This is a genomic window from Paraburkholderia sp. UCT70 (assembly GCF_050434085.1).
Lineage (GTDB): Bacteria > Pseudomonadota > Gammaproteobacteria > Burkholderiales > Burkholderiaceae > Paraburkholderia > Paraburkholderia tuberum.
In genome coordinates this window covers 997,347-1,010,119 of the sequence record NZ_JBNPVZ010000003.1, presented here as the reverse complement: position 1 = coordinate 1,010,119, position 12,773 = coordinate 997,347, and the positions used below count along the sequence as shown (strand labels likewise).

The following is a 12,773-nucleotide window of genomic DNA, read 5'->3' as shown; positions in this document are numbered from 1 at the left end:
CAGCCCATCAAGGTTTCCACGGTCACTCGCCGGCAGGGAATGGCAAGCGTCGCTTTCCATGCAGGCTAAATAAGCAGACAAATCAAAAAAGTACTCCGCATATTGCAATTGAAAACTGAGCGGTTATGATGACGTCTCTGTCAGGATTTCCCTAACGTTCGCTTTGCTTGGCAAGGGAAATATTTGCCGCCATTCTCCGTGAAGAGGGTAATTAATGCTCGCGGCGCAAACAGACTAAATCGAGGAGACGATATGCTGAGTCCCCATGAATTCGCCACCCTAATGCTCATCAAGGACGCGCCGGATCAGATCGAACTGGGCCGCGCCGAGCTCGACACGCTGCTGGAGCGTCAACTCATATCACTGGAAAGCCGCGCCTCGGGCCATCCACGTCCTCATGTCACAAGCGAAGGCGCTTCCATTCTCAAGGCCGTCGCGCGAAGGCGCTAGGGAATTGCGGCGCGTGCCGCTGCCCCACGCGGCGAGCGCGCCGAAGAAAAACTAAGCGAAGCAGCTTTTGTTGGACTTTAATGTGTAGTGCCTCCTGCTGTAACGACCCGCCGAAGTATTCGCGACGCATGCTGCCTGGCAGGCGTCCTTGCGCTTCGGTCCATCCATCATCGCCTTTCGCCGTGGTACATCCGGTCGACCGGGGCTTCGCGCGGCGGACTGAATCCTGAGGAATTTCAATAATGGCTCTATCGAGTCCCGAGCAAATCGCCGCATCGCAGAAGGCTGGCCTCGACGCATTCTTCGGATTGACCGGCAAGGTCTTTGAAGGCGTCGAAAAACTGGTCGCCCTGAACCTGCAGGCCATCAGGTCCACGCTGGCGGAGTCGCAGGAGAACCTGACGAAGGCGCCCGGCACAACCGACCCGCAGCAGTGGTTCACGCTGCAAGCCGGTTTCACCGCGCCTTTCGCGGAGAAATCACTGCCATACGGCCGTCAACTCTTCGACATCGCGTCAACCACGCAGGCTGAGATCGCGCAACTCGCACAAACGCAGTACGAACGGTATAACGCACGCATGCAGGAATTCATCGAGGAAGCGGCGAAGAGTGCTCCCGCGGGTTCCGAAGCGGCGATCGCCGCATGGAAGTCCGCGATCAGCGCCACCACCACGCTGTGCGAATCGCTGCAGAAGACGGGGCAGCAGGCCGTGGAGATGGCCGGGACCAGTCTCGAAGCCGTCACGGCCTCAGCGTCCAAGGCCGCCAAACGTAGTGCCGCCGAGTCGGCTGCCGTGGTCGCGAGCGCGAAGCACTGAGACTCAGGCGGGCAGCGATGCCCGCGTTATCGGTTCCATATCTATATGTAGGATTCCTTTTATTTATTCTGGGTAAGGATCTGGCATTTCAATGCATCCAATTCTTGACTGAAGGCAGTGTTGCTCCAGACGGGTACGCCGCCGGTATTTGTGAGGACGATTCGATGGCAAAGCAGATCGCGGTGGTAACGGGTGGCATGGGTGGACTGGGCGAGGCGATCAGCATCAAGTTGCATGACGCCGGTCATGCGGTCGTAGTTACCCATTCGCCGGGCAACACCGGTGCGAACGAGTGGCTCGCACGCATGGAAGCCGAGGGACGACAGTTCCGCGCGTATGCGGTCGACGTCGCCGACTACGACTCATGCGAAAAATGCCTGGCGCAGATCAGAGCGGAGGTCGGACCGGTCGACATCCTGATCAACAACGCCGGCATCACGCGCGACGCCAGCTTCAAAAAACTGGACAAGGTCAATTGGGACGCGGTAATCCGCACCAACCTCGATTCGGTGTTCAACATGACGAAGCCGGTGTGCGACAGCATGGTCGAGCGCGGCTGGGGCCGCATCATCAACGTGTCGTCGATCATTGGCTCCAAGGGCGGGTTCGGCCAGACAAACTATGCGGCGGCAAAGGCCGGCATGCATGGTTTCACGAAATCGCTGGCGCTCGAGGTGGCAAAAAAAGGCGTCACTGTCAACACGATCTCGCCCGGCTATATCGCGACGAAGATGGTGATGGCGGTGCCCGAGGACATCCGCGAGACAAAGATCATTCCGCAGATTCCGGTCGGCCGGCTCGGGCAGCCGGACGAAGTCGCTGCACTCGTGCTGTACCTGTGCTCGCGCGAAGCGGGCTTTGTGACCGGGCGCCAACATTGCGATCAATGGAGGGCAGCACCTGCAGTGAACCCGAGAGATTAGCAATGGAGGTTCCGATGAGCGAAGCAGTGGCAATCGTCGTAGGTTCATTCGTGCTGGTGACGGCAACAGCGTTCGTCGCCGCTCACTATCACCGGGAGCAAATGCACCGAAAACTGCTTAGACGGCTGGATTACTATCGCGACTGGTGGGATTGGAGCAGCGCCCGGCATTGAATCTCTGCGCTCGCCCCCTGTTGTTGCGGTACGGGGGGGTGATTGTATTGATAGCTTGTTGATCTGGTCAGCGTCGACATCTTCGTCTTGCATGATCGCCGAGAACTCCCCAGTTTTAGCGTTCGCGAGAATCAGCTTGGTCATGCTCACGCGATACTGCGGACAAAACCGATACTAAGCGCAAGCCAAACCGCTTCCGCCGTTACCTTCATCCAATCTTCAATCCATCGCGATTGGGCGAACTCACTGGACGAGTGTGTCGTCTACGACCCGCTGCCCAGCGCTGAACCCTGCCATGAGCGCGGCGGCTTCCGTCGCGAAAGGCTGCTGGTTATCTGCTGTCAGCCGTATCGGCGCAATCATGAGCCGAGTAGCGCCCGCCGTTCTAATGTGCACGACGGCGATGAAGCCACGCGGTGGCAGCAATGTAACGTTGCCAGACGCTTCCCACACTGGTTCAAGCTCGACCGCGATCTCGAAGCCTTTGTACGTATAGATTCTTTTCATCTGTCTATTTGAATTGTGACCCCGCTGTCTCGCACTCTACGAATTCAATTCTTCGACGTAGGCCCCTTCTCCCGTTCCGTTACGGAGGGTTCGCGAAAAGTGTTTGAACAATTTTTTCAGGGGCCGCCATATTCACCTTTCTTTCAAAGTTGGGGCTGGTGGGCCGCACGAATGACATTATGCCCACAATACCGCCACGGTAAATGATCGGCGTCACTGGCGAGCCTCGTCGAGGCATTGATAGCTCATCGACCGCTTTCAGGCGCAGCTATCGATCGAGGCGTCGCCGCGTCGAAGGGCCGCTCGCTCCTCATTAGTTGACGTTCGCGAACAGATCGTGACGGGCCGTTTCTGGCCGGGTGCCGCCTCATGCAATGGGCGTGCTTAGCCTGAACGTCGCAACGCGGCGATCGGCAGCACGCGACCCCTCTTCTGCCGTTTGGCCCCGAGCAATCCCGATGGCGGCTTCCGAGGCGCAACGGACATCCGTGCCTCCGCGGCTGCCGGTACGCTCCCTGCCTTTACCTACGGTCGCGGATCGCAAGGATCGTGTCTCACCGCTTTGTCCGGTGGGGTTGGCGAGCCGGAAAATTGTCGAGAGATGGGCCACGCTGACGGCACCCGCATGAAGTCTGATGGAGGGGCGGAGGGTCACGAACCAGGAGCGCCTCTGCAGCGAACCTCCGCGGCACGGTTCTGGTCGGCCTTGGCCACGGCGCCGAAGCCGCGTCGGTGGCGCGTCAGGCCCGACCCAGTCGACGGCACAGTCCGAGTAGCGTGCAGGTCCTCACCGCGGCCCTCCGACCCAATCCCAATGGCGCCGCGGTCGCCGAAGTGTATCCTGACAAGACGCTTGCGGCTGTAGAACGTTGCAGTCCATAGCGATGCCGTCGCGCGACTTGCTTTTCGAGCGCACCCGGCCCGTTAGGCGGATGGATGTTAACGTCTTCTTAACTCAATACTAGGCAGCAGTCCGACGGCAGAGTGCGACAGATAAACCCCTACGTATGGTTCCGGCGCGATGCGTAACAGCTTTCAAATCTTGTGGGACGATGGCGAGCGCGTCTTCTGTCGAGGGCGGCGCCCGGGCGATGGCGATGGCGGCGACGATGTCCTGATTGCGCGGCCCGCCGCCGAACATCCACCACCCGCCAGCTTCGATCGCCTCGCGCACGAATTCGGATTGAAGGACGAACTCGATGGCGGGTGGGCAGTGCGGCCACTGGAGTTGGTGCGCGAAGGCGGCCGGACTCTGCTGGTGCTCGAGGATCCGGGCGGTGAGCCGCTCGCGCAGCTGCTCGGCGCGCCCATGGAGGTGGGCAGGGTTTTGCGCCTCGCCATCGGCATCGCCGCGGCGCTCGGCAAGCTCCATCAGCGCGGCCTCGTCCATAAGGACCTCAAGCCCGCCCATATCCTGGTGAACTGCGCGGACGGCCAGGCGCGGCTCACCGGCTTCGGTCTCGCCTCGCGGCTGCCGCGCGAGCGACAGGCGCCCGCGCCGCCCGAGACCATCGCCGGCACGCTCGCCTACATGGCGCCCGAGCAGACCGGCCGGATGAACCGCTCGATCGATTCGCGCAGCGACCTCTATTCGTTTGGCGTCACGCTCTACCAGATGCTCACCGGCGCGCTGCCTTTTACGGCCGCCGACCCCATGGAATGGGTGCACTGCCATATCGCCAGACAACCGGTGCCGCCAAACGAGAGGGTGGAGAGGATCCCGGTTCCGGTCTCCCAGATTGTTATGAAGCTGCTCGCCAAGACGGCCGAGGCGCGCTACCAGACCGCGGCCGGCGTCGAGCGCGACCTGCAGCACTGCCTGGCCGAGTGGGAGCGTCAGCACCGCATCGATGACTTCCCGCTGGGCGAACACGACACGCCCGACTGGCTGCTGATTCCCGAGAAGCTGTATGGGAGAGCGCGGGAGATCGAGACCCTGCTCGCGTCCTTCGACCGCGTCGTCAAAGGCGGCGCCCCGGAGTTGATACTGGTGTCCGGCTATTCGGGGATCGGCAAATCCGCGCTCGTCCATGAACTGCACAAGGTGCTGGTGCCACCGCGCGGGCTCTTCGCCTCGGGCAAGTTCGACCAGTACAAGCGCGACATTCCCTATTCGACGCTGGTGCAGGCTTTTCAAAGCCTGGTGCGGCCGCTTCTGGGCAAGAGCGACACCGAGCTGGCGAGCTGGCGCGACGCGTTGCTGGAGGCGCTGGGGCCCAATGCACGGCTCATGACCGATCTCATCGCCGAACTGAAGCTCATCATCGGCGACCCGCCGCCAATCCCGGAGCTTGAGCCGCAGCAGGCACAAAGCCGTTTCCAGCTCGTATTGCGCCGATTCATTGGCGTATTTGCCCGACCGGAACATCCGCTGGCGCTCTTTCTCGACGATCTTCAGTGGCTCGACGCGGCGACGCTCGACCTGCTCGAGGATCTGCTGACCTGCTCAGATCTGCAGCATCTCATGCTGATCGGCGCGTATCGCGACAATGAAGTCGATGTCACGCATCCGCTGATGGTCAAACTTCAGGCCATCAGGATCGAAGGTGCCAAGATCGATGAAATCAGGCTTTCGCCGCTCGCCCGCCAGCACATCGAGCAGTTGATTGTGGATGCCCTCCATGGCGAACCTGACCGCGCCGCGCCGCTGGCGCAGCTGGTGCATGAGAAGACCGCCGGCAACCCGTTCTTCGTGATTCAGTTTCTGCACGCACTTGCAGACGAGGATTTGCTCACCTTCGATTATGACGCGGCGTGCTGGTCCTGGCATCTCGATCGCATTTATGCCAAAAGTTACACCGAGAATGTCGTCGACCTGATGGTTGGCAAACTGATCCGCCTGCCAGCCGAAACGCAGCAGGCGTTGCAGCTACTGGCCTGCCTCGGCAACACCGCCGCGATCGCGATGCTTGCGATCGTTCTCGGGACTTCGGAGGAGCAGGTGCATGCGGCGCTGTGGCCGGCGGTCCGTGAGGAACTGATCGAGCGCCTGGAAGGTTCGTACAGATTCATCCACGACCGGGTCGAGGAAGCCGCCTATTCGCTGATCCCGGAAGCTTTCCGCGCCGAGGCCCACCTCCGGATCGGTCGCTTGCTCGCGGCACACACACCTCCCGGGAAGCGGGAGGAGGCGATCTTCGACGTCGTCAGTCAGCTCAACCGCGGCGCCGCGCTGATCACCGACCAGGAGGAACGGGACCAACTCGCCGAGTTCAACCTGATCGCAGGCAAGCGCGCCAAGGGGGCCACCGCCTACGCCGCGGCGCTCGCCTATCTCGTCGCTGGTGTGGCGCAGTTGGCGGAGGATTGCTGGGCGCGACGGCATGAGCTGATCTTTGCGCTGGAGCTGAACCGGGCCGAATGCGAATTCCTCACCGGCCAGTTATCGGTCGCAGAGGAGCGACTGGCGGCGCTGTCCAATCGCGCCACGACAACGGTCGAACAAGCCATCGTCGCGTGCCTGCGCATGGATGTCTGCACGACCCGCGATCAGAGCGGCCGCGCAGTCGCTGTGTGTCTCGATTACCTCCGGCGTGTCGGTATCGAATGCTCAGCCCATCCGAAAGAGGAGGAAGTGCGCCGCGAATACGAGCGCATCTGGTCACTGCTGCGGGGCCGGACGATCGAGGAGCTCATCGATTTGCCGCGCATGGAGGACCCCGCATCCCTCGCGACTGTCGAGGTTCTGACCAAGGTCTTGCCGCCGGCCTTGTTTACGGATGCGAACCTGGCTTCCCTGACGATCTGCAAGGCGGTCAGTGTGAGCCTCGAGGGGGGCAACTGCGATGCTTCGTGCTTCGCCTATGTCCAGCTCAGCAAGATTGCCGGACCGTGTTTTGGCGACTACCAGGCCGGATTTCGATTCGGCCAGCTCGGCTATGAACTCGTCGAACGACGCGGGCTAAAACGCTTCGAGGCGAGCACCTATCTTTGCTTCTCGCTTTTTGTCGTGCGCTGGACAAAACACGTACGGGCTTGCCGTGATCTGCTGCGCCGAGCGTTCGAAGCGGCGAACCGGATTGGCGACCTCACGCATGGGGCCTACACGTGCAGCCTTCTCAACTCGGACCTGCTCTTCGCCGGCGAGCCGCTGCCCGCGGTGCAAGGCGAAGCCGAACACGGCCTCGCGTTCGCCGAGAAGGCGCGGTTCGGCCTTTCAATTGACCTCATTACAACGCAACTCGCGCTGGTACGGACGCTCCGCGGCTTGACGCCAAAATTCGGTTGCTTTGACGACGGGCAGTTCGCCGAGCTTCGCACCGAAAACCATCTGTCCAGCAACCCGGCCCTGGCGATCGCTGCGTGCTGGTACTGGATCCGGAAGTTGCAGGCGCGCTATATGGCCAGCGACTATGCGGCGGCTGTGGACGCCACATCGAAGGCGCAACCGCTGCTCTGGACCTCAGTCTCGTTCTTCGAGGAAGCCGACTATCACTTTTACGGCGCGCTGGCCCGAGCCGCATACTGGGACTGCGGCGACGCCGCACGAGCCAGCGATCGGCAGCAGCATCTGGACGCTGTGGCTGCGCATCACAGGCAACTGGAGGTCTGGGCGGAAAACGGTCCGGAGAACTTCGAAAACTGCGCCGCGCTGGTCGGCGCCGAGATCGCCCGCCTGGAGGGCCGCGGGCTTGATGCCGAGCTGCTCTACGAGAAGGCCATCCGCTCGGCCCAGGCAAACGGCTTTGTCCACAATGAGGCACTCGCCAACGAACTCGCCGGGCGGTTCTACGCGGCGCGCGGTCTTGAGAAGATTGCCGGTCTGTATTTGCAGGACGCCCGCTACTGCTACCTGCGATGGGGCGCCGAAGGGAAGGTGCGGCAACTCGAGGAGAAGTATCCGCACCTTGGGACGGAAGCGTCCGCGCCCAGCGGGACGGGCACGATCGGGACGCCGGTCGAACACCTCGACCTCGCGACCGTGATCAAGGTGTCGCAGGCCGTCTCGGGTGAGATCGTTCTTGAAAAGCTGATCGATACGCTCATGCGCACGGCGATTGAACAGGCCGGCGCCGAGCGCGGCCTGTTGATTCTGCCCCGCAGCGGAGAGCAGCACATTGCCGCAGAAGCCACGACCCGCGTCGACTCGACTCATGTGGAACTGTGCGACGTGCCAGTGAGCACCGCAGTGTTGCCGGAGTCGGTCCTCTATCACGTCCTGCGCACCCGGGAGAGCCTCGTTCTTGACGATGCCGCGCTCGAGCCATCGTTTGCCGGGGACCCCTACATCGGTCAGCGGAGGGCTCGTTCCGTTCTCTGCCTGCCCTTGATGAATCAGGCCAGGCTCATCGGCGCGCTCTACCTCGAAAACAATCTGACCACGCGCGTCTTCGCGCCGGCCCGGATTGCAGTGCTCCGGCTCCTCGCTTCTCAGGCGGCGACTTCGCTCGAGAATACCCGCTTGTACCGCGACCTCGAACAACGCGAAGCCAAAATCCGGCGCCTGGTCGACGCCAACATCATCGGGATCATGATCTACGATCTCGATGGCAAAATCGTCGAGGCCAACGACGCGTTTCTGCGCATCGTGGGTTACGACCGCGAGGACCTCATAGCGGGCCGGCTACGCTGGATGGACCTCACGCCACCGGAATGGCTCGCCCGTGACCTGAGTCAATGGTTACCACAACATAAAGTGACTGGGCGCCTGGAACCGTTCGAAAAGGAGTACTTCCGGAAAGACGGCAGCCGCGTGTCCGTGCTGATCGGCGTCGCCACGTTCGAGGAGGGCGGAAACGAGGGTGTCGCTTTCGTGCTCGATCTGACGGACCGCAAGGAAGCGGAGCACCGCTTGCACGAGTCCTACGAGATGCTGCGGGAACTCACCTCCCATCGAGAGACGGCTCGGGAGGAAGAGCGCAAGCACATTGCGCGGGAAATGCACGACGAACTGGGACAACACCTCACCGCGCTTCGTATGGGGGCGTCGGTATTAGCTATGCAGCTTGGCGACGGTCACCCTGAGCTCGTCGAACAGACCCGGGCATTGACCGCCCTGGTGGACACCACCATGCAGGTTGTCCGGGGCGTCATCGCGTCGCTACGCCCTGCAGCACTAAACGAAGGCATTGTGGCCGCGCTCGAGTGGCTCGCTGCCGAATTCAACCGCAATCCGCGCACGGTGTGTCGCCTCCGCTTGCAGGACGAGACTCTCGTGCTGAGCGAGGACCGCGCTATCGTGCTGTTTCGCGTCGCCCAGGAGGCGCTGACCAACGTTGCCCGTCACGCTGCGGCCATGCAGGTGACCATCACGCTCGAGCGAACGCCGGATGCCTGTCTGCTGGAAGTACGGGATGACGGAAAAGGATTCGATCCTCTGGCGACCAGAAAAAAATCGTTCGGGCTGGCGGGGATGAAGGAGCGCGTCCTGATGCTGGGTGGTCAAATCGATCTTGTCAGTTCGCCGGGAAACGGCACGACGATCAAGGTATGTCTTCCCGTTCATAAGGGTGTGCCAACATAGCCGCCCAGAACCGGTTTCGAAAAGACTCCCGAGGGGGCTACTAAAAAGCGCCCACGGGGTGCGCGATTATGAAATGAACCGTTGCGACCAAGCCGGCTTCTGGGTTTGGGTTACCTCGTTGATACCGCACCACGCAATGAATCTTGCCGCGAGATACGCGACGGACATGCCCTGCATATGAAGGTCCGGTGTCGGGGCCGAGCCGACGTTCGAACGTCCGTATGAGAGCTCGAGCGAGCGGCCGCAGTTGGCCGATTGCACCAGTTCGCTGAACTTCTATAGACCGGACCTTGGAATCGTCGACGGCAACTTTCCGGCGGATTGTGTGAACGCTTACTGCCGGCCACTAGCCGCCGGTCGAGGTCGCCATCCAATTTGAATAACCAAGGGCTCGTTCGCCCTTGCTCAATGGCCGGTCTCCGGCGAGCGAATTACCGGTGGCACTGCCTCAACTCGGTAGAGTCGAGATGTGACGCGGTGGCGTTAGGCTGGGTTTGTCTGTTGCCGCCTCTTTCGTCTGGCGGTGCCCGAATAACCTCACCGTTGCTCCGTTTTCACACCCCGCTCATCGAACCGGACATGCAGATTTCCCGCATCCGGCTCTCGGACAAGACATCACGCCTTCGTACACGGCAAGTTACAGCCAAGGGCCCGTCAGGCGTACGAGACCGAAGTGCCCGTAGAGGTGCTGGAGTGGATAGCTCCCGCCCCGGCGACGCCTGACCTTATGCTTGTTCCGTAACCACCGGCGCAACCGCGCAGCGGTATAGCTGTCGAGCGCCCGGTACGCGCGTCTGAACGTCCCTACCTTAAAGTAGTTCGCCCAGCCGCGTAGCATGCGATTCAACTTGCCAACCAGCTCCGTGGTGTCCAGCCACGTCATAGAAGCGGCGGTCAGCGCATGAACCTTCTCAACCATGCGCCGGATACTCTTCTTCGACGGACGCATGCCCATGCGGGCCTGACCAGTCGTCGCTGAGTACATCCGCCCAAACGTGTAACCCAGGAAATCGAATTCCCCTTCCGGAACCGCACAAAGTTGTGTCTTCTCCTCGTTGACCGTCAGCTTCAGCTTGCTCATGATCTCGCGCAGTCGAGACAACGCTTCTTCAGCTTTGCCTCGCTTGCACAGGATCACCAGATCGTCCGCGTAGGTCACGATTCGACTGCCAAGACTTCGCTCAAGCCCGAGCTTCTTCCATGCCAACACAAACCGGCGCATGTAGATATTCGCCAGCAGTGGTGAGATGGGTGAGCCTTGCGGAATGCCGCGCCTGCTGTCCTTGGCCTCGGTCGTACGTGTCTTCCGGCCTCGGTGATCGGTTTCTTCAACGGAGCACTCCAACCACATCCTGATCAGATGCAGCACGCGCCGATCCACGATGCGTCGCGCGAGCGACAACATCAAATCGGCGTGGGGAATACTTCCGAAGTAGTCCGCGAGGTCGGCGTCTACGACGTCCGTTTGCCCTCTATGCAGCCGCTCTTCCACCTCGATCACCGCTTGCTGGGCATTTCGCCCCGGGCGGTAAGCGTACTGCTCTGGTGGGAGGTCAGCTTCGAAGATCGGTTCGAGCACCAGCATCGCTGCTGTCATGCACACCCGATCTCGCAAGGTCGAGATGCCCAGTGGCCTCAGCTTGCCATTGGCCTTCGGGATAAACACTCGTCTGATAGGGTCCGGCCGGTAAGTCTCCTGCCTGAGCGCAAGCGCCAGTTCGCCAAGCCATTTCTGCACCCCATACGCTTCGACCTCCGTGAAGTCTTGCCGATCGACACCCGGGGCGCCCCTGTTCGAGCGGCACTGGGCGTACGCATGCGCCAGCACATCCTCACGATAGATCTTGTCGTACAGAGCATAGAAGCGGTACCCGGCTTCTGCCTTCGCTTTCGCGTGTAACGCCATCTGCAGCTTCTGAACACTGATCGGAGTTGATAGGTTTCCCAATCTCCAGGTCCCTCACTACGTGTTGCGTTTGTCTTGAACTGAGGCCCCTTTCCTCCACCGGCATTACCCGGCTTCAGCGGTACTACGGGCCTCTCCGTCACCCCAAGGCGCCCGGCCTGTCCCTCACGGGCGTCCGGTTGGTCATCCCTGACCACGCCAGGGGGCTTCCCGTGTTGCGTGCGCTTCCCTTGTGTGCATGCTGTCGCCACTACCCCGGCGCAGCGACTGGATGTCCTGCCTGCTCATTCACCCAGCCGTATCAGCCTTCCCCGTAATGGCAGTCGGGTCGGCCTGCGCATCGACCTTTTCGAGGCTTGCTCGGCGTTCACACGTGTTACGGCCTGCACACTCGCGCTGTCACCGTAATTTGTGACACGCTACACCGAAGGCTTCAGCCATTTCGTTACCTCCATAGCTGCTCCGGTTGCTTCCGGCTGGAGCGGTTGCCGGGTGGGGCTTACACCCACTGGGAAAACGCCGCCTTTACACGGCGCACGCCAACTGCGGCCGTTGGCTAGCGCTTTCAGGCGGACATTCGAGCGTCGGCTTTCCTCCCTGACAGCGGACTCTCACGCTGCGAACTTATTTGGCGAGTCGTCGGCCTCGGGACAAACTCTTGCGTTCTTTTGAGACACTCGGGGTGCCTAAGCTTGAAAAGCGTCTCGTGGCCGCCTACGATACCGACAACAGATTCCAAGCGAATTCTCGCGAAAGCCGAGCGGTTTTTGGGCGGATTCCGGGGCGTAACCGGCGTCGGGGCAAATTGGCGCGACTTATTAAAATGATCAGCAATCGTTTCAATAAACTCTGGCGCTCTCGTCGTCGTATCGACGGAGAGTCTAGTCGTGGTCCTTGGAGGCACGGAGGCGAAAATGCGCAGGCTGTTACTCGTGGTTGGACTGTTGGTGACTTTCGTGTCCGGAGGATCGGCAACAGCTGCAGACTCCGGCCCTTACCTGGTTGGGCATTGGAAGCTGGCTGATACGTTTACGGAGTCTAAAGTACCGCCAGTAGTGACTGATAATACCGAGTTCGTTTTCCTCAATCCCACGCCATTAACTCTGACGCTCGAATATGCTTTTTTTGATTCGGCGGGGACTTTTTGTGGTTGCGACCGCGATACGCTCGCGCCAAATGGGCGTACTCGGTACACCATGTTAGCGGAGCTGAATGGCGGGCAGTTTTCTCAAGCGCTGTGCCCGAGCAAGACGAACCAGACCGACGGAGTGATGAAGACCATAGTCTTTACGAAAGCGGACGGGGGTGATGTTGATGTTGGCGATGCAGTAGAGGCGGGTTACCAAATCGACTTGTTTAACGGCGGAAGAACGGAATCCGATTTAAAGGCTGTTTTGCTGAATCCGCACACAAAGGCTGAAATCAATTCGATTCATAAGCAGTGCAACACGTTCATCAACAGCACAAGTTCATCAAAAAAGAAATAATTGACCGCAATAAAACGGCTGCGGCTTTCCCTGCCTTTCGCGCGGG

The 12,773-nt window shown here is 60.7% G+C and carries 6 protein-coding genes and 1 pseudogene; 6 read left to right on the top strand and 1 reads right to left on the bottom strand.

The window, feature by feature from the left end; translation table 11 throughout:
- The first annotated feature begins 252 nt into the window (after positions 1-252).
- The 5 genes and pseudogenes from OKW41_RS22575 (at position 253) to OKW41_RS22555 (ending at position 9,334) form a co-directional block, all read left to right on the top strand.
- Positions 253-450: a hypothetical protein gene (locus tag OKW41_RS22575; RefSeq protein ID WP_026226204.1), complete on the top strand. Its 198-nt coding sequence runs from the start codon at positions 253-255 to the stop codon at positions 448-450.
- 242 nt (positions 451-692) lie between these two features.
- Positions 693-1,268 (top strand): phasin family protein, encoded by a 576-nt coding sequence (locus OKW41_RS22570; RefSeq protein WP_429574004.1) that lies wholly within the window; start codon positions 693-695, stop codon positions 1,266-1,268.
- A gap of 164 nt (positions 1,269-1,432) precedes the next feature.
- Positions 1,433-2,177, top strand: a pseudogene (gene phbB / locus OKW41_RS22565) (acetoacetyl-CoA reductase).
- A 28-nt stretch (positions 2,178-2,205) separates the two neighbouring features.
- A complete protein-coding gene (locus OKW41_RS22560; protein ID WP_429574003.1) occupies positions 2,206-2,364 on the top strand; it encodes a hypothetical protein in 159 nt (52 codons plus the stop codon).
- Between the two features lie 1,528 nt (positions 2,365-3,892).
- Positions 3,893-9,334, top strand: a complete 5,442-nt coding sequence (locus tag OKW41_RS22555) for an AAA family ATPase (RefSeq protein WP_429574002.1) — start codon at positions 3,893-3,895, stop codon at positions 9,332-9,334.
- A gap of 637 nt (positions 9,335-9,971) precedes the next feature.
- Here OKW41_RS22555 and ltrA read toward each other — a convergent pair.
- Positions 9,972-11,240, bottom strand: coding sequence for a group II intron reverse transcriptase/maturase (ltrA, locus tag OKW41_RS22550; protein ID WP_429571360.1), 1,269 nt, complete (start codon positions 11,238-11,240; stop codon positions 9,972-9,974).
- A 914-nt stretch (positions 11,241-12,154) separates the two neighbouring features.
- Here ltrA and OKW41_RS22545 point away from each other — a divergent pair.
- Positions 12,155-12,727 (top strand): hypothetical protein, encoded by a 573-nt coding sequence (locus OKW41_RS22545; RefSeq protein WP_429574001.1) that lies wholly within the window; start codon positions 12,155-12,157, stop codon positions 12,725-12,727.
- Positions 12,728-12,773: the final 46 nt, after the last annotated feature.

Coding starts and splice junctions, on each gene's coding strand:
- OKW41_RS22575 (WP_026226204.1), top strand. CDS start 253: ATGCTGAGTCCCCATGAATTCGCCACCCTAATGCTCATCAAGGACGCG.
- OKW41_RS22545 (WP_429574001.1), top strand. CDS start 12,155: ATGCGCAGGCTGTTACTCGTGGTTGGACTGTTGGTGACTTTCGTGTCC.
- ltrA (WP_429571360.1), bottom strand. CDS start 11,240: ATGGCGTTACACGCGAAAGCGAAGGCAGAAGCCGGGTACCGCTTCTAT.
- OKW41_RS22560 (WP_429574003.1), top strand. CDS start 2,206: ATGAGCGAAGCAGTGGCAATCGTCGTAGGTTCATTCGTGCTGGTGACG.
- OKW41_RS22570 (WP_429574004.1), top strand. CDS start 693: ATGGCTCTATCGAGTCCCGAGCAAATCGCCGCATCGCAGAAGGCTGGC.
- OKW41_RS22555 (WP_429574002.1), top strand. CDS start 3,893: ATGCGTAACAGCTTTCAAATCTTGTGGGACGATGGCGAGCGCGTCTTC.